This window comes from Streptomyces sp. NPDC005393, assembly GCF_040606675.1.
Classification (GTDB): domain Bacteria; phylum Actinomycetota; class Actinomycetes; order Streptomycetales; family Streptomycetaceae; genus Streptomyces.
The window spans coordinates 35,117-57,808 of sequence record NZ_JBEXFG010000044.1; the positions used below are offsets into that span (position 1 = coordinate 35,117).

The window sequence follows — 22,692 nt, forward strand, 5'->3', positions numbered from 1 at the left end:
GCTCCTCCTGGCCGAACGTTGGGCATGGCTGGCCACGCCTACCAAGGCAGCCAGCGCTGAGCGGCAATTTCGTCGTCGTGCGGTCCATCAGCGAGGGCGCCAGGTACGGATCTCCAGGTGAGAGATGTGAGCGCCTTCATGGATGCGGCCGGTTTCCACGAGCCACTGCTGGACGGCGGCGGTGACGTCGCCGGCGGCGGCGTCCACTCGGCGGGCGAAGTCGGCGGCGTCGAAACCACCGGTCGTTGCCAAGCCGTAGGAGCGTTCCTCGGTGTGGTCGGCGCGCTGGATGACGCCGCGGCGGATGCCCGGGGAGTCGATGCGGCTGCCGGATGGGTGGACGTACCCGGTTTTCGGCATGCGGACGGTGAAGGCCAGGCGCAGGCCGCGGCGGGCGGCTTCGGCGATCAGGGGGCGCAGGCGGGTGGAGCCGGAGGCGATGGCGGCGGCGGCGACGCGGCCGGTGCCGGTGCCGGTAGGGGTGATGAGGACGGCTTTGGTGCGGACGCGGGCGCGGGTGCCGGCGGCGGTGGTGCGGCGGGTGATGCGGGGGGCGGCGAGGGCGGCGAGTTCGTCGATGTCGGTAATGCCGGCGGTCTGGACGGCTTGGAGGATGTGCTGGAGGGCGGGGACGAAGGCGGCGCCTTTGCCGCGTGTGTAGAACTGGGAGACGAGGGAGGGGTCGCGGCCGATGATGCGGGCGACGTCGCGTTTGGTGTAGCCGGCGGCGCGGAGCTGTTCGGTCAGGCGGGCGGCTTCGTTCAGCTCGCGTGCTGTTGGGCGGCGGTTGCGGGGTGGCATCAGGCCTCGCTGCGGGTCTGGGCGAGGGCGGTGCGGCCCGCGTCGCGCAGGGCGAGCAGGTCTTCCTCGGTTGTGGGGGCGGGGATGGGGCCGGTGAGGTGGCCTTTGTGCAGGTAGTCGCCGGGCTGGCCGTGGTAGGGCCAGTTCTGGGGTGCGGTGAGGTAGAGGGCGTCGGTGCGGAAGGCGACGACTGTTCCGGGTGGAGTGTGGAGGGCGCCGACGTAGGTGTTGTCCTCGCGCATGCGCTGGGAGAGGAGGGCGGCGCGGGCGGCGGACCAGATTCCGGCGGCCCATTCGGGGTGGGCGTGGGGGTCGCGGGCGAAGCCGGTGGGGCGTTGCCAGGTGATGGTCTGGTCGTCGAAGCCGATGATTTCGGCGTCCGCGGGGACGTCGCGTTCCAGGGTGCGGGGGGTGGTGCCGGTGACGATGCGGGGGCGCTGGGCGAAGGAGCCGATGCCGTAGAGGAGGATGGCGCGTACCGCGCGGGAGGCCAGGTGAGCTGCGGTGCGCTGGTTTTCATGGCCGTGGATGGCGGCTTGGGCGGTGAGGCGGGCCCAGCAGTCTTTGAGTTTTTTCGACCAGTCGTCCAGGGGTTTGCCGTCGTCCCACAGGATGCCGTCGAGGATTTCGATCTTCCAGGGTGTGAGCGGGTTGGTGAGGGCGGTGTAGATCTCGGGGCCGCCGGCCCAGGTGGTGAAGGTGGTGCCGGGGGTTTTGGGGTAGTGCCAGGCGCGGTCGCCGGGGGCTGGTGCGGGCAGGATGCCGACGTGGTTCCAGTCCTGGGGGACGGTGACGCGGACGTGCCAGTGGCCGCAGCCGAAGAGGGCTTTGGTCTGTTCTTTCTCGCTCCAGGAGGCGAAGGCGGCCGCGGTGATGCGGCGGGGGATGCCGACAGCGGACTTCCAGGTGTGCTTGGCGTAGGCGAAGGTTCGGTCGTATTCGATGAGGGCGGGGAGCTGGTCGGGTACGTCGGGTGGGGTGACCAGTTCGGTGCGGCCCTGTCCGGCAGTGGCGTGGAGCAGGCCGCGGAGTTCTTCGGACAGGACGGGGTAGCCGTCAGCGAATTGGCCGCGGGCGGGGATGGTGCGGGTCCATAGATCCCGGCCGGTCTGGGAGGGGGAGCCCATGATGACAGCGTCGGGCCAGTGGGAGCGCAAGGTCTTCCACAGCAGAACGAAGGCATCCCGGACAATGGCGGGGTCGGCTCCGTCGACGTCGAACCACTCCCCCACGGAGCGGATCTCCACGTGCTGCTCGCCGCCTTCGCGCTGGTAGCGGCCGACGGGGTTGCGCGGGTGGACGAAGTGGCCGGCCATGCGGTCACGGCCGCGGCCGGTGTCGGTACGCCAGCCGGGGGTGGGGGCGTTGAGCCAGGCTGCGACCGCATCCTTGAGGTAGGGGTAGTGCTCGGCCTGGCGGTGCCAGGGGTCGCCGGCGGTGATGTAGATCCGCTCCAACCCCTCGGGGATCGCGTGGAAGACGGCGGTGAGGATCTCCCCGGCAGAGGCTGTGGTGAGGTCCAGGCGCAGGGTCCGGTCGCGGTAGACCAGGGTGCCGGTGGCGGCGTCGAGGAAGACGGTGGAGCGTGCCTGCTGGGTGAAGTTCGGCCGCATGGAGGCCAGGTTCGCGGTGTGGGCGAACCAGGCGTCTCCTTGTGCCCCTTCGGGGATGGCCGGCAGGGTGCCGGCTCCCGTTGGCGGAGGCGGCGGGGTGGCGGGGTCGGCTGGCTTGGGTGCGGTTGGCGTGGTGGCTGCCTGCTGGGGGTGGCTGGTCATGGCGGGTGCTGGCGTCCCCGGCGCTTCGGCGGCCGGTTCTGCCGGGGCGGGGCTGCTGTCGGATGTGCCGGATGCGGTGGTGGTTGGTTCAGTCTGTTCCGGGGGGGCGGTGAGGCTTTCCGGTGCGAGGGTGGGGGCGATCGCGACGACTTCGAGAAGGCTCAGTCCGGCGGCGGGGCCGATGCGTTCTGCCTTGGCCTTGGCGTAGGTGGCCATGGCGGCGATGTGCTTGTCGCGTTCGGTTTCGAGTTTGGCCAGGGCGGTCCGTGCCCGTTTGATCTCGTCCCGCAGTGCGCGCAGCTCGCTGAGGGCGGCGTTGTAGGTCTTGGCGTCCATCACGTTCCCTTGGGCGGTGCGGGGTGGGTTGTGCGGGTGGTGACGTAGGCGAGGGCGCCGCCGGAGTGGGAGTCCAGGCGCGTGCCCAGGAGATGGTCGGCCAAGTGGCGTTCCGCTGCCGTTGGAGCGGTCAGTTCGGTGGTGGGAGTGACGAGGTCGGTGACGTAACCGGCCAGGACAGCGCTGGGAAACGCGTGCCAGCCCTGGGCGTTCTTCTCCCAGCGGTCGAGGCGGGTGAGGACGGCGATGACGTAGCCGGAGAGCGTCACGGGCAGCACTTCCCCGGCTGCCACGCTCGCGGCGTCGCAGCGCCACCAGCCACGCAGTGCTCTGAGGAGGTCGCCGGGCGGCAGCTGAGCGGAGAAGCCGATCCACTGCCGGTCCGGTTCTTGTACAGGCTGTGCGGCGTCGACGCGTAGCACTGCGACTTCGGTCGCGGCAAGGTGTTTCAACGGTGCTGTCTGCCGATCCCGCAGCGCCTGGACAGCCTCCAAGGGCACCATTACGCGAACGCCTCGCTGCGAGAGGCCGGGCAGGATGCCTGCGCGGATGAGCCGCCGGAAGGTGGTGATGGCACAGCCGAGTTCTTCTGCCGCCTGGCCGGTCGTCAGCAGCACGGTCGCAGCGCCCAATCTCTCGTCGAGCGAACTCTGATATCTGATCGGGCATTAACGTTATTGGTGATCGAGGCCAACGTCAAACCGGCTGCCAGTGAGGTCGCGGTGGCGAGAGGCGGTCCGTCGCAGAACGGTGATCGGCAACCGGTGGCGGACCGAGGGGGCGGGAAGGCCCGGGCCGAAGCTGTCCCCAGATCGCCGGCTCACCCGAGGGGTGGCGCTCCCGCTGTTCGCTTCACTCACGCAGCAGCACGGTCCAGCGAGTACTGCACCCATGACGTTGTCTCAATTCGGTTGAGCGCGCAACCATACAGACCCCTCACAAGTCCTTCACATGCCAGACTCAACCCAAGGGGTCCAATGAACGTCCGCATCAGAACCGCCGCAGTCCTCACCGCCGTGCTGCTGCCGCTCACCGCAGCCTGCAGCAGCCACGAGCAGGGCACCGTTCAACGCGCCGAAGACAGCAGACCAGAAGGGAAGACCACCAAGGCCCCAGAGGACAAGGACACCAGCGACGCCGACTGCGGGCCCGACTCCGGCCTCTCCCAGGCCGAGTGGATGGAGAACTGCGCCGACGACGCCGGTGAGGACAACGCCCCCAACACCGAACTCAAGATCGGCGACACCTTCCGCTACCACGACGGCCTCAAGGTCACCGTCACCCGCATCGAGAAAGTGACCACGTTCGCGGAGTACGACACCCGGCCCGACAGCGCCCAGACCGCCTTCCGCATCAACATCAAGTTCGACAACCAGAGCAAGAAGCCGATCGACCTCGACGACTTCAGCGTCAACGCGCAAGGTGCCACGAAGGGCGGCGACGCGGAACTGACCACCTGGGAGATCGGCTCCAAGGAAATCACCGGCCGCCTGGCACCCGGCGTCTCCGACACCAAGAACAGCGACGGCGTCCTCGACAAGCAGTACGGGACCCAGGTGCTCGTGACCGTCACCCGCATGAATGAGGACACAGACCTCCTCGCTGAAGATCCCCACTGGACCGGCCCCATCCAGTAACCGCCAGCCCGCCAACCACACCCAGCAAGGGAAGGACCATGATCGAGGGCACGCCCGAACCCGCCCAACCTGCCCAACCTGCCCAACCTGCCCAACCCGCCCAACCCGCCACACCCCTGCCGCCCCGACCCGCCGAACCCCCCGTGCCCGGCCAGCCTCCCGCCCGGGCCCGCCTCACTCCACTCGCCGCAGGCATCCTGGGCACAGTCATCGGCGCATCAGCCGTCGGCGCCGTATGGGCCGGCACCGCCTTCAGCCACAGTGGGCCCGGAACATTCACGCTTACCGGCACTTTCAGTCTGACTGACGAGGTCGTCAGCGCCGGGGACGGCTGCCGCGGCGGCAGCGGCTACGACGACATCGCCGAAGGCACCTCCGTCACGGTCTACGACGCAGCCGGTGACGTCGCGGCCACAGGTCATCTCGGCACATCCACGGATGAGAGCGGGATCTGCCTGTTCGACGTATCGGTCGACGGCGTCCCGCGGGGCGAGAAGTTCTACCAGGTGGAAGTCTCCCACCGCGGAAAGGTCCAACTGACCCAGACGGAAGCTGAAGGCGGAGAGTTCGGCGCCTCTCTCGGCTAACTCCGGACCCGCCCGGGCCCTCGCTGAGGCCGGCACGTAGTCGGGGGGTGGCTGAGCCAGTTGGAAGGGAACGAAAAGGAGCTCAGAGACATCATGGACCCGGTGGCAGAATGTGCAGCAGACTTCGGCTGGATATGGGAAGTGCTTTCCAGGGCACGTGCGTCCTACCTGTCCGAGACCTCGCCGCACTAGGACGAGGTGATCCGGGAGGTCGCTGAACGAGCAAAGGCCACGGGCTGCCTCGGCAAGACCGACATCGGGGCACTCGTCGTGTGGAAGCGGCTGTCTGCGCAGACTCCCTGGGTGTCGAAGCTCATGTCCCTGCCGGACATGGACGTCCGTTGTATTACCGCTCGCGCAGTGCAGGCGGCCCGCGACACGGGTGTGTCACGCGCAGAAGCGGCCCAGGCGGGGCGAGGCATTGTGTGGGAGCTGCCCGGCTTCCGCACCGGTGACGCGCCGGCATCCGCAGTCCTGACCGCGGCAGCACCTCAGCGGATGACCGTCTACGATCGTCGAGTCCAGCAGGCCCTGCAGACCCTGGGCTTCACGCTGTCCCGTGCCCCCGGGCGGTACGGCCGCTACATGAATCTCCTGGACACGCTCCTGAGCCAGGGTGGTCAACAGGCTGATGGCTGCACAGCCCGCGACCTCGAGACCGCGCTGTACTGGATCGGTGGCAACACACCGTCGGCGATCTCGTAGAGCGCCCCTGACCCGCGGGGGCTCGACGATTCGAATCGTCACAGCAGGTTGCGGCTGGCGGCGGGTTGACCAGATCCCCCGCCGCCCACAGGGGGTGTCTGTTGGAGCGGGCGGCCCCGGATGCCGCCAGTTGATGTGGCAGCCGATGGCGGTGGTCAGGAGCAAGGGGCAGTCCACACCGTGCGCCCCCGCCGGGTGAGGCTGGGGCGCACGGTGTGTCGCAGTCAGCGTGCGAGGACGACGGTGAGCTCCTGGTCCGGGCATGCGGTAGCGAGCTACTCGAGGGCTGTGGCCTCCCTGTCGTCCGCGGATAGACGCCAGCGGGTCTTCACCGCGGTCCATTCGGTGATGTATCGGCAGCGTGCCTCCGGGTTGGAGGGCAGCCATTCCGCGCGGGTCCTGGTCCGCCTTCTGGCGGTTCTCCCTCACGGTCACGGCGGCCAGGGCGCCGGGGTCGTCGAGGTCATTGGCGTATGCCTGTCGCTCCCCCGCCGACCATGCGAACGCGCCGCTGTCCCAGGCCTCGGCGAGCGGCACCATGTGGTCGATGTCCAGGCTGCGGGCGTTCGCCTGGTCGGTGTCGTCGTAGTAGCTGTACCACAGGCCGCCGCTGATGGTGCACCGTGGGCCGAGTGTCGGGGCAACGACAGCTTCGTCGATCAGCACTTCGGCCCTCGTATTACACCCGTCGCCATCCGCGTCCACCCAGTGCTTGAACTTGTCACGTTCGTAGCCGTCCCGGGACTCGTCGGCGATCGGCAGATCATCGATTGCCTGCCGCAGCGTCGTGGTCACAGCGTCTGGCTCTGCCGACGCTGCGGGGGTTGAGCCGGCCAGAGCCGCCACTGCTGCGACGCCCACCACCAGCGACCTGAGCTTTCCCATGCCGTGCCTCCTCGTTCGGGGTTGGCACAGTCGTATCGGGGACCGCGAGGAGGCTGATGGAGGACAACAGGAAGATGACTCAAGCAGACTCTGGGCTGGGCCGTCCCGAAGTTCCGCGACCCCGCGACCGCCGACCTGTGGACCTGGCTGATCATCGCCGCCCACACCCAGCTCCGCCTCGCCCGACCCCTCGCCGAGGACTTCCGTCGGCCTTGGGAGCGGCCCGCCGAGCCCCCGTCGGCTCACCCCTGCCCGGGTTCGCCGGGGGTTCCGGCACCTCCGCGTGAAGACCACCTGTCCCGCCTGCGTGCCGAAACCCTCCCGGCCCGGGCCAGGCCGCCCACCTGGCTCGAAGAACCGCAGGCCAGCCTCACGACACGAGCCCGGCAAGACCGTGAAACGAACCGAAACCCTCACAGAACACGTCCGCCTGAAACAGCAGCGAGGTTAAACATCAAGCTAACGGTTTGCTTGAGCAGAGCTCGGGCCCACTGCGTCAGTTGACCAAGGCTTCGGCGTAGTCGTATGGCGTCCGATTTGTGGCTAAGCGAGGTCGACTTCGGCAAGATCGAAAACCTTCGCATCGCGCCATGCCGCGGGAGGGGGCGCCGGCATCCCGCCGTGGTGCGAAACCGCCGCCCGCCCTCCGACCCAGCCCTTGCTTAACCTATCGAGATTCGATAGATTTCCATCGTAACTCGATGGAAGGATGGGTCATGGGAAAGCTGACAGTGCGCGCGCTGCGCGCCGTGCTCGTGGTGGTGCTCACCGGCACCGTGTTCGTGCAGGCATTGATGGTGTGGGCGTTGGTCAGCGGGAGTGACCCGGAGGACGGGTCGCTCCCGCTGACCCCGCTGCGCATGATCACGATCCTGGGCATCGGGACGGCCCAGGTCGCCCTGGTCTGTGTATGGCGACTGGTAACGATGGTGCGACGCGGAACCGTGTTCTCCCACGCCGCCTTCCGGTACGTGGACGTCATCATCGGCGCGATCGTTGCGGCTGCTCTCGTGTGGTTCGCGGTCACGGCCCTGAATGCGCCCGGCCAACGGGACGACCCGGGCGTCACCCTCATCATGGGCGGGATTGGCGTGGCCATCCTGGGAGTCGCGCTCATCGTGCTCGTGCTGCGGATGCTGCTCGCCCAGGCCGTCGCCCGCGACGTCGAAGCGGCGCAGATGCAGGCCGAGTTGGACGAGGTGATCTGATGCCGATCGCCGTCGACATCGACGTGATGCTGGCCAGGCGGAAGATGTCCGTGGGCGAACTCGCAGACCGCGTAGGGATCACGCCCGCCAACCTGGCGGTACTCAAGAACGGCCGCGCCAAGGCGGTGCGCTTTGCGACGCTCGCCGCGCTGTGCGAGGTGCTCAAGTGCCAGCCAGGCGACCTGCTTCGCTGGGAGGCCGAGGACACCGCGGGCGAATGAACCGTGCCTGCCGACGCGTCATCGCCGATCCCGCTTGCCTTTGACCAGCTCCGTGAGCATCTCGGGGCCGTGCCCGGGGAGATCCCGGGCCTGCTGGAGCTCTGGCCGAGGTGCCCGACCCTCGCGATCCGCGCGGCGTACGGCACGCTCTGGTCGTCATGCTTGCGCTGACCGCGTGCGCGGTTCTGGCCGGGGCGACCTCCCTGCTGGCGGTGGGTGAGTGGATCACCGACGCCCCGCCGTCCGTCCTAGAGCGTCTCGGCGTACAGCCCGATCCGCTGTCCCCGAAGCGGTGCCTGCCGGCGGAGGCGACGGTGCGTCGGCTGCTGGGCCGCATCGACGGCGACGCGTTGGACCGGGCGGTGGGCCGCTGGCTGGCCGACCGGCGCGCTGGGGCCGACGGCCGGCTGCACGCAGTGGCGGTCGACGGCAAGACCCTGCGCGGAGCGGCCAGGGCCACGGGCCGCAAGATTCATCTACTAGCCGCCTGCGACCATCTCTCCGGCCTGGTCCTGGCCCAACTCGACGTTGGCGAGAAGACCAACGAGATCACCTGCTTCCAGCCTCTGCTGGAGACCCTCGCCGATCTGGCGGGCGTGGTCGTGACCAGCGACGCCATGCACACCCAGCGCGAGCACGCCAGCTACCTGCTCGGCCGAGGCGCGCAGTACATCGTGATCGCGAAAGGGAACCAGTGCGCCACGAGGCGCTTTGACACATCCCCGCCGAAGGCGGGACAGACTCGAAGGGAGGTCTGCTGGGTCCGATGGCTGACCTGGATCCGAAAGGTGAAGGGGACCACAGCATGCCAGGAAACCGGCGACCGGGCCCAGGTGCCTGGGGCGGTGCGCCGGGGGACCCGCGCGGTATGGCGAAAGCTTGACTGCCTGAACCCCAATCTCCGGCGGCAGCAATTTACTGCGACCGGAACGGCACCTGAAACCGGTGCCCGTCGTGACCGGGGACGTACTGGTTCGCCCTGGTCAACCTTCGCGGCGGGAGCGATGCCCAACGAGGGCATTGAAGGAGATGAATGGGGCGCCTGGGCCGCGCTGATCGTGTGTCAGAGACGAACGTGGGATCACCGTCCCAGTACGGCTGGCGGTGACGGAGTGCCCGTAGTAGTCGCCGGAGTCACGCCCGGCCGAGGAGAGCGGGAAAGCCGCTCGCAGGGCGAAGGGGCACAGGTGGTACGGACACCGGCGACACCGGGGAGGTATGCGAAATGCAGAGCGCTGACACAGTGCTCGGTGTCCTGAGCGACAGGGGCAGACGCGGTCTGTCTCTGGAACGGTTGTATCGGCAGCTGTTCAGCGAACAGCTGTTCCTGATGGCCTACGGGCGCATCTACGCCAACGGCGGAGCGATGACGCCCGGGGTCGACGGGGAGACACCCGACGGGATGAGCCTGGGAAGAATTCGGGAAATCATCGGCCTGTTGAAGGCCGAGCGTTACCGGTTCTCCCCGGTTCGGAGGGTGCACATCCCGAAGAAGAACGGAAGTCTGCGGCCCCTGGGGCTGCCGACCTGGTCGGACAAACTGGTCGGGGAGGTGGTGCGTCTCCTGCTGGAGGCGTACTACGAACCGCAGTTCTCGTCCAGGTCGCACGGTTTCCGCCCCGGCCGGGGCTGCCACACCGCGCTCGACGAGATCGCTTCGACATGGACGGGCACCACCTGGTTCATCGAGGGCGACATCGCCGACTGCTTCGGCAGTCTCGACCACGAGGTCATGCTCGCGATCCTGGCCGAACGCATCCATGACGGACGCTTCCTGGCCCTGGTCTCGGACATGCTGCGGGCGGGATATATGGAGGACTGGATCTGGCACGCTACCTACTCCGGTGCACCACAAGGAGGAGTGGTCTCGCCGATCCTGTCCAACATCTACCTCGACCGTCTCGACAGGTTCATGGAAGAGGAACTGGTACCGGCCTTCACTCGGGGCGCCACGCGCCGCAGAAACCGGGAGCACGCGAATGTCACTGCGACGATCGGCTACTGGAGACGCAAAGGCGACCGCGCCAAGGTGCGGTCGCTGCGCAAGATCCAGCAGTCGATTCCGAGCATCGACGTGAACGACCCCGGCTACCGGCGGCTGAGGTATGTCCGATACGCCGACGATCACCTGCTGGGGTTCGTCGGTCCGAAGGCCGAAGCCGAAGAGATCAAGGACAAGCTCGCCGTGTTCCTGCACGACGAGTTAAAACTCCGGCTCTCCACCGAGAAAACCTTGATCACACACGCCCGCACCCACAAGGCGCGGTTCCTCGGCTACGACATCTGGACCAAGCACAACGACACCTGGCGGACGAAGGGACGACGAGTCCTCAACGGATCCATCGCCCTCGGCATCCCGCCGGAGACCGTCAACACCAGATGCCGGGCCTACCAGCGCGGACAGGGCAAACCTCTGATCCGCAACGACCTGATCCGCACCAGCGACCACAACATCGTCGCCACGTTCGGGATGGAATACCGCGGCTACGTCCAGTATTTCCAGATGGCAGGGAACATCAACTGGCTGAACAAGCTCCGCCAGTACATGGAACGGTCGATGTTCTCGACCCTGGCTGCCAAGCACCGCCGCCCACCCTGGGTCATGCGAAACCGTCTCAAGAGCACCGTCGACACCCCGTTCGGGAAACGCCGATGCTTCGAAGCGGTCCAACGCGCACCCTCGGGCGCGGTGTTCACCGCCAGGTTCGGCGGCATTCCTCTGCGTCGGCGCACACACGCCCGCCCGATCATCGACGGAGCGTGGCCGACCAGAAAGGGACGCCAGCTCATCGCCCGGCTGACCGCCGGCATCTGTGAATTGTGCGAGTCGCACGACGGGATCACCGTCCACCACGTCAGGCGATTCTCCGGCCTCAACCGATACAGCTCCACGGCCGCACCCCGATGGGTCGAGGCCATGCGGACCAGACGACGGAAGACCCTGATCGTCTGCGACCGCTGCCACGCCGAGATTCATGAGCAGCCGATCGCTCAGTAGCACCACTGGAGAGCCGGATGCGGGGAAACTCGCACGTCCGGTTCGGGGAGCAGCCGCGCGGAAACGACCCCACCGAGGGCACCGCGCCGCGCGGCTGACTCTACGAAGAAGCTCCACAAGCAGCTCAAATCCCTTCCCTGGAAGCAGATCCCGCTGCAGGGCCGCACCCACGACACCGGCCACGGCCGCGGTGAGATCCGCCGCATGAAGGTGTGCACGGCGAACAGCCTGCTCTTTCCCGGCGCCCGCCAGGCCATCCAGCTCAAACGCCGCCGAATGGACCGCAAGACCGGCAAGGTCAGCATCAAGACCGTCTACGCGGCCACCAGCCTCACTGCGGAACAGGCCACACCCGCCGAGCTCGCTCGGCTGATCCGCAGCCACTGGAAGATCGAAGCCCTGCACCACGTCCGAGACGTGACGTTCGCCGAGGACGCCTCCCAGCTGCGAACCGGCTCCGCACCCCGCGCCATGGCGACCTGGCGCAACCTCGCCATCGGCGCCCTTCGCCTCGCCGGGAAGAGCAGTATCGCCGCCAGCCTCCGGCACAACGCCCGCGACGCCAGCCGACCTCTCGCCCTCCTCGGACTCACATGATCAAAACGGCCGTCACGCGACTACGCCGAAGCCCTGGTCCCAGTCCCACTCCGGCGCCGCCGACAATGCCCTCGCCCGCTGCCGCTCGGCCTTGAACAGCGGCCGCAGCGCGGCGAGCCGGGCCCTGGTGCCGTAGGCCCGGCGGGCGGTGACGGGAGTGGTGGCTGCCTCGGTCATGGCGGACATCATCCCGCCCCGCCCGGCTGCCGCTGGATCACCTGGCGTTGCGGTTGACGGTGGCCGAGTCCTTCGAGGATGCAGCGCGAGCGGAGGGAAGTACGAGTAACGCGAGTCTGGTGAGCCCGTCGTCAGCCGTCCCTGCTGCAGTTGTAGCTGGTGTTGAAGCGGTCGACCCGGCAGACGTGGATCTAGACGCCCCACTTCACTTTTGAGCTCGACCAGGACCCGTACCTGACCTGGCCATGCTTCGTGGCCAAGGCCAGACGAGGTGTGTAGGAATGTCCGTGGGAGTCCCAGGTGTGGACGTACAAGGCCGCGCGCTTCCCGTCACCTTTGGTGTCCTTCACCGTGCCCGTGGCGCTGGCTTTGTAGTAGTTGTGGCCCAGGTTGGTCCAGCAAATCCGTGCGCTGCCCCAGGCACCGGTGGTCGAGACGTATGCGTTTCGGCACTGCTGCGCTGCTTGGACAGTGGTGCTGCGGGACGACAGGGTCTGTGCGGTGGCCGGAGCCACCGCCAGGGTCCCGGCGGCAATCCCGGCGACGGCAGTGACACTGACGAGTGTCCTCGTCAAGACATTCGGTTGCATTCGTTCCCCCTTCGGGTCGTAGGGCGGCACCTGACGCGGCTGGCGCACAGGTGGCGATTTTTCTTCCGTTGCGCTCCGCCGACCGTCACCGGACCACGCGAGTACGCGGAAACGCCGGTCGGTTCATGCACGGGCGCATCTCTTCTTGCCCAGATCATTCCCGGGTGCTGCTGACATGTGGATAGCAGTGCGTGCCAGATGCTTAGCGATGGACGCCAGCATCTGCGCGCAAGATTCCATGGCGGTATTCGGTGGGGGTGGAGCCGTAGATGGTGCGGAAGGCTCGGGTGAAGTCGGCAGGGCGGAGAAAGCCCCAGCGGGCAGCGATCGCGTGGACAGGTCGCGTGGCCAGGCACGGGTCGGCGAGGTCGCGTCGCGCGCGTGCGAGGCGCTGCCGGCGGATGTAGGAGGCGACCGTGGCGCCGTGGGTGTGGTTACCGGAAGAGGCGGTGCAGGGTCCGTAGCGAGATGTGGTGAGCGGCAGCGACGGTGGCAGGGGAGAGTTCCGCGTCGCCCAGATGCCGGCGGATGAAGTCCTGGATCTCCAGGAACTGCATGTGCTGGCGGGTCTCGGCGGGTGTCTGGTCTGCGGCATCGATGTGGTGGGCCAGCCATGCGGTGACCAGGTCGATAAGGACGCTGCCCAGCCTTTGGCCGTCGGCCGGCCGGTAGGGGCCCGTGTCGGTGGCCACGTGGGTGAGGAAGCCGGCGAGCAGGCCGCTGACACCTTCGCGTCCTGGCACCCGGGCGGCAAGTATGCGGTCCACGCGGTTCGACGACAGCGGGACCATGGCTCGGGGGATCTGTACCACTACGGAGGCCGCTGTGTCCCGCCCGGCCTCCACGACCGCTGCGTAGGGGCGGGAGGTGGAGTACACCACGAGATCGCCTGCTCCGAGCGGCGCTTCGCACTGGTTTTGGATGATGGCTTGCTGTCCGCGGAGGATGAGCCCCACAGCGTACATTTCGGGGTCGGACTGGCGGATCAGCTGCGGTGTCCGTCGTGACATCATGGACGCGTAGGTCAGGGCAGTCACCTGTGCCCCGCCCAGGTGGCTGGCTTTCAGCGAGGCCCGGAATTCAGCTGCGCGGTCGATGGTGAACTCATTGGGTATCAGCGAGCTTGCCGTGATGTCACGCCAGGCATCCACCCGGTCCAGCACCGGCAGATCCTGACTGTCGAACACGTTCTCCAGCATTGAGCCCATCCCCCTCTTTGCCTGGTCTGTGCGGTCGTTTCCACCTCGGTCGTCGTGAAGATCCGGTGCTCGGCCATCACCTCACGCAGCCACCAGGCGTATCCGGCCTTGCCTCACCTTCCCGGGCTGGAGGGCTGCGGCGACGGCGGCGTCCAGGTGCCGCCGCAGGTTGCGGGTAAGGACGAGTGCAGTTGCCCAGTTCGACCGCCCCGGTCCGCGGGGCGAGCCTCGGGGCGGGCTGAGGCCCTCCGGCCCGGGTGTCAGCGGCCGATACCAGGAGCTGCGGCGAGGCCCGGCCGCGACCTTGTACGGGCTCCGGCCGGGGGTGGGCTGCATGGCGGTGACGTTCAGGCAGCTAGGACGTCGCGCAGCTCGGGCACGGCGGGCTGGTGGTGGTGCTGGGCGGGGATCGACCGGTATAGGTCCGTGGCGCGGGTGCGGACCAGCCCTTCGCGGTAGTCGGCGGGGAGGGCGGTCAGGGCGGCAGTCGCGCGCTGGCACGCTTGCTCGGTGTCGCCATCGTGGTGGGCACACGCGGCGGCGTCGAGGTTGTCCAGGGTGCGGGTCATGCTGCTGGTCGGCGCGGACAGCTCCAGGGCCCGGGCCTGACTCTCGTGGGCCCGCTGGTTGTCGCCGAGCGTGGTCAGCGCGTGGGACCGGTGGACGTGGTGTTTCTGCTCGCCGTAGGTCAGCCAGGTGTCGGCCCGCTGGCCGCTGTCGAGCCGGTTCATGAGTCGGTCGGCCTCGGCGAGCGCGTCGCGGGCCTGCTCGTCCTGGTGGGACAGGGCGTAGGCGCGGGCGGCGACGGCGGCTGCCAGGGTCGCGGCGGTGGTCGTGGCGGTGCCGGCGGTGTGGCGGGCCTGCTCGGCGAGGTCGGCCGCCGTTTTCGGGGCGCCGTAGTTCAGCGGCACCATCGCCGTGCGTGCCAGGACCCAGGCGTGCAGCTGCGGGTCGCCGGATTCGGTGGCGGCGCGGGCGGCGGTGGTGAACCAGCTGCGGGCCTCGCGCCTGTTGCCGAGGTCGTGGAGCACGATTGCGGTCATGCCTGCCATTTGGCCGGCTGTCCGGCACAGCCGGACCCGGATTCCGGCGGGCTGCGGGGTGGCGAGCAGGGGCCGCAGGGTGGCGAAGTCGCTGACGAGGTCCGTCAGGAGGCGGGCCGGGGCCTGGCCGTGGTAGCCGTAGCCGTAGGCCTCTGCCGCGGCCTCCAGGTCGGGCAGATCGGCCGGGGTGTGGGCGGCCAGGGCGTGGTCGAATGACTCGCGGGTGTCGGTCAGGACGGCCAGAGCGGTGCCGGTCAGTCCTGCGGCGAGAGCGCCGCGAAGCAGCTCACGGCGCTTCATGGGGTCTTCTCCATCGTCGAATCCCGTGCTGGGCATGTGGGCGGTGTCTTCCCAGGGTCGCTCAGCAAGCCCGATCAGGGCACCGGGAATGCGCAAACCGTCGGCGATCCGCTCGATGGTCTCCAGGGCGGCCACCGCTCCGTCGCCGCGAGCGATCTGGCTGACGCGGCCGGGTTTCATCCCGCAGGCTTCACCGATGCGGTAGGAACCGATGCCCGCCCGGTTGGCCATGGCGAAGACCGCTGAGAAGTTGCGGCGGAGCACGGCCTGCACGAAGTCCGGGTCGACCAGCAGCTGGCGTGAAGCTGTGCTGATGACGGAGGGAAATCCACGGTGGTCCCCCGGCTCATGATGATGTGACGGCCAGTTAGGTCACGACGGATGCCCATCGTGGGCACCCAGCATGGGCTTATCACCCATTCGAGCCGACGGGTTGACTGGGCGAGTGCCCGCGCGGCAGGCCGGATTTCCGGCCTCGCGCGTTCCTGACCGGCGCAGCCCCCCGGGGGTCGTCCCCCGTGGCTCCTAGTGGTGGTCGGCGTGAGAATGTGAGCTGTCCCGAGTTTCGTGGAGTCCGGTGATCTTGTTTTAGGCGGACTGCGGGGTGGCTTCCTGTTGTCGCCACCAGTCGCGTTCGTACTCGGCGGGAGGTACGTAGTCGAGGGCGGAGTGGAGCCGTTCTTCGTTGTACCACCTGACCCATTGGAAGATCGCCCGCTCGACCTGGTCGAAGTCCCGCCAGGGCCCTTGCCTCTCGATCAGCTCGGCCTTGAAAGTGCCGTTCAGGGCCTCGGCCATCGCGTTGTCGTAGCTGTCCGCGACCGAGCCGACCGAGGCGGCGGCGCCGATCTCGGACAGCCTCTCGGTATACCGAATGGATACGTATTGCGAGCCGCGGTCGCTGTGATGGATGAGGCCGGAGTCTTTCTTGATCTGGCGTCTCCACTGAGCTGCCCCGAGTTTCGTAGAGTCCGGTGATCTTGTTTCAGGCGGACTGCGGGACTTGCTCCTGGCTCCGCCAGAAGTCCCGTTCGTACTCGGCCGGCGGTACGTAGTCGAGCGCGGAGTGGAGACGCTCTTCGTTGTACCACGTCACCCACTGGAAGATCGCCCGCTCGACCTGGTCGACGTCTCGCCAGGGCCCCTGCATCTCGATCAGCTCGGCCTTGAAGGTGCCGTTCAGCGCCTCGGCCATGGCGTTGTCGTACGAGTCCGCGACGGAACCGACCGACGCGGAGGCGCCGACATCGGCGAGCCGGTCGGTGTACCGAATCGATACGTATTGCGACCCGCGGTCGCTGTGATGAATGAGACCGGAGTCCTTCTTGATCCTCCGTCTCCACAGCGCCATCTCCAGTGCATCTAGCGGGAGTTTGGTCCGCATGTGGTTTGCGACCTGCCAGCCGACGATCATCCGTGAGTACACGTCCAGGACGAACGCCACATAGGCTCAGCCCGACCACGTTCGCACGTATGTCATGTCTGCCACCCAGAGTTGATCGGGGCGGGTGGCGGTGAAGTCGCGGTCGACCAGGTCCGGCGGGCGGGGCGCCGACGGCTCCGGCACGGTGGTCCGCCGCCGCTGCCCGCGGATCACGCCCTGCAGGCCCAGCTCGCGCATCAGCCGCTCGACGGTGCAGCGGGCCGCGTCGACGCCCTTGCGCCGCAGGGCGCGGGTGATCCGGCGGGTCCCGTAGGTGCCGCCCGACTCGGCGTGGATCTCTTCGATCAGCGGCATCAGCTGCTCGTCGCGGAGTCGGCGGGCCGACTTCGGCCGTTTCCTGCGGGCGTAGTAGGCGGACTCGGACCAGCCGAGCACCCGGCATACGGGCCCGACCCCGAAGCCGTCTTCTTTCAGGCTGTCGATCACCTGGTCGGCCTCGTCCGGGGACAGTCGAGCTCCTGGGCAAAAAGCGCACTCGCCGCTTTGAGGATCTCGTTCGCCCGCCTCAACTCGGCATTCTCCTGGCGGAGCTGCCTCAGCTCCTCACGCTCGGCTGTGGTCAGCCGGTCATCCCGCTCGCCGGCGTCCGCCTCGGCTTGGCGGACCCAGCCGCGCAGGGCCTCCTTGTGAATGCCCAGGTCCTTGGCGACGTGCGCGATCGGGCGGCCGGTGGCGCGGACCTCGCGGACGGCCCGCTCGCGGAGTTCGTCAGGGTATTTACGTGGTGCTGGCACTGCTCGTGGTTCTCCTTCGGGCCAGGATCATAAGCCTGGCTTCAGGGACTCCACGAAACCGGGGTCAGCTCAAGTCGCGGAGGATGCGGGCGGCCATGTGGTGTGGAAGTCGATGGCCTCGGTCATGTGTCCGAGAGCGTGCAGGGTCTGGCCGATGCCGTCGTAGGCCAGGGCCTGGCCGAGACGGTTGCTGGTGGAGTGCTGGAGTGCCTCGCACGCCCAATACGTTCAAGGCCTGGTCGTGGCTGTTCTGTTCTCGCAGCAGGGTGGTCTGTTCGAAGTGAATGGCTGCTTTGGCTGAGGGAGGGGTGGTGTGTCCCAGCAGGGCCGTGGCGTCGGCGAGGTGGCTCTCGACCCTGGCGTGGTGGCTGGCTTCCCGGTTAAGGCGGGCGAGAAGGGTTAGGGCGTCGATTGGGAGGTATTGATCGGCTGCTGTCTCGCGGTACACGGCCAGGGCTTGGCGGGCGCAGTGGGCGGCCTGTTGTTGCACAGGCTCGGGCCGGTCCGGTCGTAGGGGCCGTGCTGCTGGTAGAGGGCCGGGGCGTGCTCCAGGCGGGTACGGGCAGCGTCGGGTTCGTGACGCCATGAGTGGGACCAGGCCCCAGAGTGCGGCCTCGCGGTGTTCGGCGATTTGCACTAGTTGCCCGGATTGCGTGTATGCGGTCATTGAGCTTGCGACTGAGCAATAACCGGTGGGTTCCTTGTGATGGGCACTTGGCCGTATTACTTCTCTGCCGGGCGAGAAGCCGGAAAGATGATGACATGACGGATAGGGTGAAAGTGGTTGTTACGGCGGTGGCGGTGCTATGCGGCCTGACTGCGGTGGGGCTGACAGTCCTGGCGCTGATGGCGGACCTGGACACCGCCGACCAGGCTGCAAGCGTCATCGGGGCGGTCGTCGGGCTCGCCGGGTTGGTGGTGTCACTCTTCAGCCTGCACCGCGCTGAAGCTGCGCCGTCTGGCGGCAGCCCGGTGGAGGCGAGCGGAGCCCACTCGATCGCGGTCAGGGGCAGCGCCGGTTGCGCCGTCACCGGTAATCGACGCCAAGGCGCGCGGCCTGTGGATCCCGCCGTCGTGCCGCCCGTCCCGTCGGGCGGCACAGGCGGAGAGCCGGCCGGGCCTGTGCGGTCGCTGGGCGAGCGCAGCATCGCCATCGGTGGAAACGTCGGCTTCGCCGACACCGGCGACGAGGGAGGCTCAGCGTGACCTCATGGTGGAGGAACCTGCTGCGGCCCACCGCCGTGCAGGCGATCGGAGAGGGTTCCGTGGCGGTAGGCGGTGACGCCTTTGCCGTCGTTACCGGTCACAACAACACGCTGACCTTCCATCCCCCGGGTCCGAACCTGCAGCAGAGGTGGCTGGAATGGGACGATCTGGTCGGCAGGACCCGAACGCCCCGGTCCCCGTCGGCACTGCTGGAGGCACACCGTGCGGTGGTCCCCTTCCGCGGCCGCGTGGAAGTGCTGGAAGAGTTGGCGGCCTGGAGTGCCGAACCGGGCTTCGGCGTGCACCTGGTGTACGGGCCAGGTGGGCAGGGCAAGACCCGGCTCGCCCGCCGTTTCACCGACGAGCTGCTTCAGGAAGACTGGAACGTCCTCTGGCTCGGCCGTCACGCTGCGGTCGCCGATCTGGCGGTGCTCAGCAGCCCGCCCGGCCCGATAGTCGTGGTCGTCGACTACGCGGAAACGCGTCCGGACCAGTTGCTCGCCCTGCTGCGTGCGGCCCTGCGCAGCCCGGACACGACACCGTTCAAGGTGTTGCTGCTGGCCCGGACCGCCAACGACTGGTGGCCGGAGTTTCAGGACCGCGCCCGCATCGAGGACCTGTACTCGGTGGCGGGCACGCTCTTGCCGCCGCTGGAGCCGCGCGTCGCCGACCGCATCGACGCCTATCGTCAGGCCATCGACGCACTGGCCGGCGCCCTGTCGCAGGTGCCGGAGCAAGAGGGCTGCGACTGGTCGGCGCTGACGGCGCGCGTGCTGGCCCTCCCCGCGGAGCGGTTACAACGCCCGGGTATGGAGTGCGCACTCACCCTGCATATGACCGCCCTCGCCGACCTGCTGGACGCAGGCGTGGAAGCCGACGACGAGAGCCATGACCGCCCGCCGCCATCCCCCGCCGCGACCGGGTCGGCGGAGGAGCGATTGCTGAGCCACGAACGAGCCTACTGGCGAGCCGTTGGTGAGGCGTCGGGCGTGAGCCGGACCAAGACCGTCGAGACTGCGCTGGCCGCTGCGCTCCTCTGCGGCGCGCACGATCAGAAGGAGGCCCGCGCCCTTCTCGCCCGGGTGCTGGGCCTGGAACACCACAGTCCGGACACCCTCGGCACCCTCAGCGAATGGATCGCCCAGCTGTATCCCCCGCCCGACCGGACGCAGGTCTGGGGCAGCCTCCACCCGGACCGGCTCGCCGAGTTCTTCGTCGGAGGATGTCTGGCCAGCGACCCCGGACTGCCCGAACGGCTGCTGGACGGCGCCAGCGAGGCCCAGGCCACTCGCCTGCTGACCGTCTCCGCACGCGCCGCCGGCCATCCCGCTCACCGCGGCCATCTGGACGCAGGCCTCACACAGCTGTGTGTCCGGCACGCGGACATGCTGGCCACGGCGGCCATCGACGTGGCCGTCCATGTGGAACGGCCGGACCCACTGCTGGCAGCCCTGCACCAACTGGCCGATGCCCCTGACCCGGATTCCATGCAACTGCTCCGGCTCGCCGGACACCTTCCGCGCCCCACCCACCGGCTGGCGGACTTCGCACTGCACCTGGCGCGGCGGTTGGTGCGGCTGCACCGGGAGTGGGCCGCACAGGACCCCGCGCGTCTGCCCGACCTTGCTGGGCAACTGCGTCTGCTGTGCTGCCGACTCGGTGACGCGGGGCTCTGGGCGGAGGCGTACCAGGTGGCCCGTGAAGTGCTACGGCTGCTCAGACCCCTCGCCCGCCAGGATCCGCGCACCTACGAGGTGCAGCTCGCCGCATGCCTGCTGAACATCTCCGTGGCGCTGGGAGCATCGGGGCGGCGCGAGGCGGCGGTATTCCCCGCTCACCAGGCCGTCCGGCTCTACCGGCGGATCGGCCAGTGGGACGGTGGAGCGTCCCTGCCCGAACTGGCGCACGCCCTGAACGCCGTCTCCAATACTGAAGGGGAACTGGGTCGGCTGCCCGCGGCCCTGGCCGCGAGCCGGGACGCCATCGCGGTACGCCGGCATCTGGTCGACCGGCACGGCGACGCGTTCCGGCCCGACCTGGCGACCGCACTGAACAATCAGGCCGTCCGTCTGCAGCAGACCGGCCGCCTACACGAGGCGCTCGGTGAAGCGCGCAAGGCCGCCGAGCTGTACCGCACCCTGGCACAGGACCGTCCGGACGCCCACCGTGCCGGTTTGGCCATGAGCCTGGGCACCCTGTCCTCATGTCTGGGCGACGCCGCTCGGCATACCGAGGCACTGCGGTGCGCTGAAGAGTCCACGGACATCCGGCGCGAGCTGGCGCGCGAGCGCCCCGCCGCCTTCCAGCCCGCCCTGGCCTGCAGCCTGAACGCCCTCGCGATCGACTTGGAGGAGATGGGACACCAGAACAGGGCCCTGGCCACGGCCGAGGAAGCCGTCGACCTCTACCGGGACCTCGCCCAACGCGATCAAAGCGCCTACGCGGAGCCGTTGGCCATGAGTCTGAACACCCTGGCATGCCAGCTGGAGAAGGCGGGCCGGGCCCCACAGGCCCTGGCGGCCGCTCAGGAGTCCGTGGACCTGTACCGACCCATCGCGGCGAGGACCCCCAGTGCGCACCGGGCCGACCTCGCCATGGCGCTGAACACGCTCGCCAACGAGTTGGCACAGGCGGGCCGCGGCGACGAGGCACTCGAGGCCGCCCAGGAGGCCGTGAACCTTTACCGAACCCTGGCCGACCAGCACCCGCGACCCCATCTCGCCGCCCTGAGTACGGCGTTGAACACCTTCGGCCTGCATCTCAAGGCCCTCGGCCACCGTGCCGAGGCCCTTGAGATGTTCGACGAAGCCATCGGAATCAGCCGCCGCGCGACGGCCACGCCCCGGGCCGACGCAGCTCTACGAACACTAGCCACAGCGCTGGCGAACCGGGCGGTGTGCCTGTCCGACCTGCACCGGCCACAGGAGGCGCTGCACACCGTCGAGGAGTCGGTGAACGTCTACCGGGAGCTGATACCCAAGGAACCGCAAGCCTACGAGCCGAAGCTCGTCACGGCCCTGTCCATCCGCCACTTGCTCCTCGTTGTCCTGGGACGTACCGACGAGGTGCCAGAGGCAGTACAGGAGACGCTGCGGGTCCGGGCAACCCTGGTGCGGCGTGACCCCGCGGCCCACCTGACGTGCTACGGCGAAGAATTGACCCTGCTCGGAGTCACGTTCGCCGGTCGGGGACGATACGGCGAGGCGGCGGGTCCACTGGGCAAGGCGGCGGCCATCTACCGGGAGCTGGTGGCCGAGGATTCGCAGCACCGGCCGGTGCTAGCCCAGAACCTGTTGGCCCTGATGTATGCGCTGACGCAGGCGGGCCGCCACGGCGAGGCGTTGCCGGTTGCCGAAGAGGCGGTCAAGGTCTGGGGCGACTCCCCTCCTGCAGATGCGGCCCACCGGTCCCTGCTTGTATGGGCCATGTGCGCGCTCGGCATCCAGCGGCACGTCCACGGCCAGCCCGAGGCCGAGGACATACTGCGCACGGCCGCAGACATGGCCGCAGACCTGCCCGACGACACGCTGGGCCCGGTGCGCCAGCGCCTGCAGAGCGCGGCGCTGGCCAGCCTCGGCACGCACCTGGCAGAGAGTAACCGACCGGAGCAGGGCCTGCCCCTCCTCGCACGGGCCGCAGACCTGCCCCTGGGAACGGATGAGGAGGCACAGGCCGCTCGAGCGAGCCTGCTGATCGTCTATGGCCACCACCTCGCTACCGACGCCGCCAACCATGAAGCGGCCCTCGCGATGACCCGAGACGCCGTGCGCGTCTATGACGAGATCGCCGCGCAGAACCCGGAGGTCCACCAGCGCGAGGTGCCCTGGGCACTGGCCCACCTCGGCCTGCGTCTGACGGAGACCGGGCGACACGAAGAAGCCGCACAGGCCACCGACCAGGCGGTCATCCTGAGCCGCCGGCTTGTGTCCTCCGACTCCACCGCACACCGACTGCGCCTCGCCGTCTCGCTGTACGCACAGGCCCGAACCCACTGGCAGGCCGGGAGGGCGGAGGCGCAAGCCCGGGAGCACATCACCGAGGCCCTCACCATCCTGCGCGCCCTGGCCGAGCAGACCCCCGGTCTGGTCACCGCTTACCTCAAAGACGCGGAACAGACGTACGACAGGATGCACCGACCCGCCCGGCGCCGCATGTGAGGGGCCCTGCGTTTTCCGGACAGTCTGATTGCTGTCGTTCTACGCTACGAGTTGGGCGGCGTGATACTGACTCAACACTTCGGCCGGTGTGC

The 22,692-nt window shown here is 68.5% G+C and carries 16 protein-coding genes and 5 pseudogenes; 11 read left to right on the forward strand and 10 right to left on the reverse strand.

Annotated features, from left to right (window positions below; all coding sequences use genetic code 11):
• Nucleotides 1-87 precede the first annotated feature (87 nt).
• From ABZS71_RS28330 to ABZS71_RS28340, 3 genes are read right to left on the reverse strand one after another with little or no spacing between them, the layout of a single operon-like run.
• A complete protein-coding gene (locus ABZS71_RS28330) occupies nt 88-801 on the reverse strand; it encodes a helix-turn-helix domain containing protein (RefSeq protein ID WP_356214646.1) in 714 nt (237 codons plus the stop codon).
• Complete coding sequence (locus ABZS71_RS28335; protein WP_356214648.1) at nt 801-2,912, reverse strand: hypothetical protein; 2,112 nt, start codon at nt 2,910-2,912, stop codon at nt 801-803. The genes ABZS71_RS28330 and ABZS71_RS28335 overlap by 1 nt, the downstream gene beginning before the upstream one ends.
• A complete protein-coding gene (locus tag ABZS71_RS28340; protein ID WP_356214650.1) occupies nt 2,912-3,529 on the reverse strand; it encodes a helix-turn-helix domain-containing protein in 618 nt (205 codons plus the stop codon). The genes ABZS71_RS28335 and ABZS71_RS28340 overlap by 1 nt, the downstream gene beginning before the upstream one ends.
• Nucleotides 3,530-3,889: 360 nt before the next feature.
• Between ABZS71_RS28340 and ABZS71_RS28345 the strand changes: the two genes are divergently transcribed.
• The 3 genes from ABZS71_RS28345 to ABZS71_RS28355 all read left to right on the forward strand — a co-directional run bounded on the left by ABZS71_RS28345 (nt 3,890) and on the right by ABZS71_RS28355 (nt 5,841).
• Nucleotides 3,890-4,549: a hypothetical protein gene (locus ABZS71_RS28345; protein ID WP_356214652.1), complete on the forward strand. Its 660-nt coding sequence runs from the start codon at nt 3,890-3,892 to the stop codon at nt 4,547-4,549.
• A gap of 38 nt (nt 4,550-4,587) precedes the next feature.
• Nucleotides 4,588-5,136 carry a hypothetical protein gene (locus ABZS71_RS28350; protein ID WP_356214654.1) on the forward strand — a complete coding sequence of 183 codons (549 nt, stop codon included), beginning with the start codon at nt 4,588-4,590 and terminating at the stop codon, nt 5,134-5,136.
• A gap of 198 nt (nt 5,137-5,334) precedes the next feature.
• Nucleotides 5,335-5,841, forward strand: a complete 507-nt coding sequence (locus ABZS71_RS28355; RefSeq protein WP_356214656.1) for a hypothetical protein — start codon at nt 5,335-5,337, stop codon at nt 5,839-5,841.
• A gap of 275 nt (nt 5,842-6,116) precedes the next feature.
• Here ABZS71_RS28355 and ABZS71_RS28360 read toward each other — a convergent pair.
• A pseudogene (locus ABZS71_RS28360) lies at nt 6,117-6,726 on the reverse strand (HNH endonuclease family protein).
• Between the two features lie 81 nt (nt 6,727-6,807).
• Between ABZS71_RS28360 and ABZS71_RS28365 the strand changes: the two are divergent.
• From ABZS71_RS28365 to ABZS71_RS28390, 6 genes and pseudogenes are all read left to right on the forward strand, one after another.
• A pseudogene (locus ABZS71_RS28365) lies at nt 6,808-7,177 on the forward strand (transposase); the annotation flags it as partial.
• Between the two features lie 265 nt (nt 7,178-7,442).
• Nucleotides 7,443-7,934: a DUF2975 domain-containing protein gene (locus ABZS71_RS28370; RefSeq protein WP_356214658.1), complete on the forward strand. Its 492-nt coding sequence runs from the start codon at nt 7,443-7,445 to the stop codon at nt 7,932-7,934.
• Nucleotides 7,934-8,155 (forward strand): helix-turn-helix transcriptional regulator, encoded by a 222-nt coding sequence (locus tag ABZS71_RS28375; RefSeq protein WP_054237256.1) that lies wholly within the window; start codon nt 7,934-7,936, stop codon nt 8,153-8,155. Before ABZS71_RS28370 ends, ABZS71_RS28375 begins: the two co-directional genes overlap by 1 nt.
• Before the next feature lie 158 nt (nt 8,156-8,313).
• The gene (locus tag ABZS71_RS28380; protein ID WP_356214660.1) at nt 8,314-9,414 is read left to right on the forward strand and encodes an ISAs1 family transposase; all 1,101 of its coding nucleotides are present in this window, start codon (nt 8,314-8,316) and stop codon (nt 9,412-9,414) included.
• Nucleotides 9,381-11,153 (forward strand): reverse transcriptase/maturase family protein, encoded by a 1,773-nt coding sequence (locus ABZS71_RS28385; protein WP_356214662.1) that lies wholly within the window; start codon nt 9,381-9,383, stop codon nt 11,151-11,153. Before ABZS71_RS28380 ends, ABZS71_RS28385 begins: the two co-directional genes overlap by 34 nt.
• Nucleotides 11,154-11,270: 117 nt before the next feature.
• A pseudogene (locus ABZS71_RS28390) lies at nt 11,271-11,750 on the forward strand (ISAs1 family transposase); the annotation flags it as partial.
• Between the two features lie 12 nt (nt 11,751-11,762).
• Here ABZS71_RS28390 and ABZS71_RS28395 read toward each other — a convergent pair.
• The 6 genes and pseudogenes from ABZS71_RS28395 to ABZS71_RS28420 form a co-directional block, all read right to left on the reverse strand.
• Nucleotides 11,763-11,927 (reverse strand): hypothetical protein, encoded by a 165-nt coding sequence (locus ABZS71_RS28395; protein WP_356214664.1) that lies wholly within the window; start codon nt 11,925-11,927, stop codon nt 11,763-11,765.
• Nucleotides 11,928-12,719: 792 nt separating this feature from the next.
• Complete coding sequence (locus ABZS71_RS28400) at nt 12,720-13,037, reverse strand: helix-turn-helix domain-containing protein (protein ID WP_356214679.1); 318 nt, start codon at nt 13,035-13,037, stop codon at nt 12,720-12,722.
• Nucleotides 12,952-13,716 carry an AraC family transcriptional regulator gene (locus ABZS71_RS28405; protein WP_356214666.1) on the reverse strand — a complete coding sequence of 255 codons (765 nt, stop codon included), beginning with the start codon at nt 13,714-13,716 and terminating at the stop codon, nt 12,952-12,954. The genes ABZS71_RS28400 and ABZS71_RS28405 overlap by 86 nt, the downstream gene beginning before the upstream one ends.
• Nucleotides 13,717-14,063: 347 nt before the next feature.
• Complete coding sequence (locus ABZS71_RS28410; protein WP_356214668.1) at nt 14,064-15,332, reverse strand: hypothetical protein; 1,269 nt, start codon at nt 15,330-15,332, stop codon at nt 14,064-14,066.
• 315 nt (nt 15,333-15,647) lie between these two features.
• Nucleotides 15,648-15,980: pseudogene (locus tag ABZS71_RS28415) on the reverse strand (integrase core domain-containing protein); the annotation flags it as partial.
• Nucleotides 15,981-16,044: 64 nt separating this feature from the next.
• Nucleotides 16,045-17,237: pseudogene (locus ABZS71_RS28420) on the reverse strand (IS3 family transposase).
• A 762-nt stretch (nt 17,238-17,999) separates the two neighbouring features.
• Between ABZS71_RS28420 and ABZS71_RS28425 the strand changes: the two are divergent.
• Both ABZS71_RS28425 and ABZS71_RS28430 read left to right on the forward strand, forming a co-directional pair.
• Nucleotides 18,000-18,443, forward strand: coding sequence for a hypothetical protein (locus ABZS71_RS28425; RefSeq protein ID WP_356214670.1), 444 nt, complete (start codon nt 18,000-18,002; stop codon nt 18,441-18,443).
• Nucleotides 18,440-22,600 carry a tetratricopeptide repeat protein gene (locus tag ABZS71_RS28430; protein WP_356214672.1) on the forward strand — a complete coding sequence of 1,387 codons (4,161 nt, stop codon included), beginning with the start codon at nt 18,440-18,442 and terminating at the stop codon, nt 22,598-22,600. The genes ABZS71_RS28425 and ABZS71_RS28430 overlap by 4 nt, the downstream gene beginning before the upstream one ends.
• The last annotated feature ends 92 nt before the right edge of the window (nt 22,601-22,692 follow it).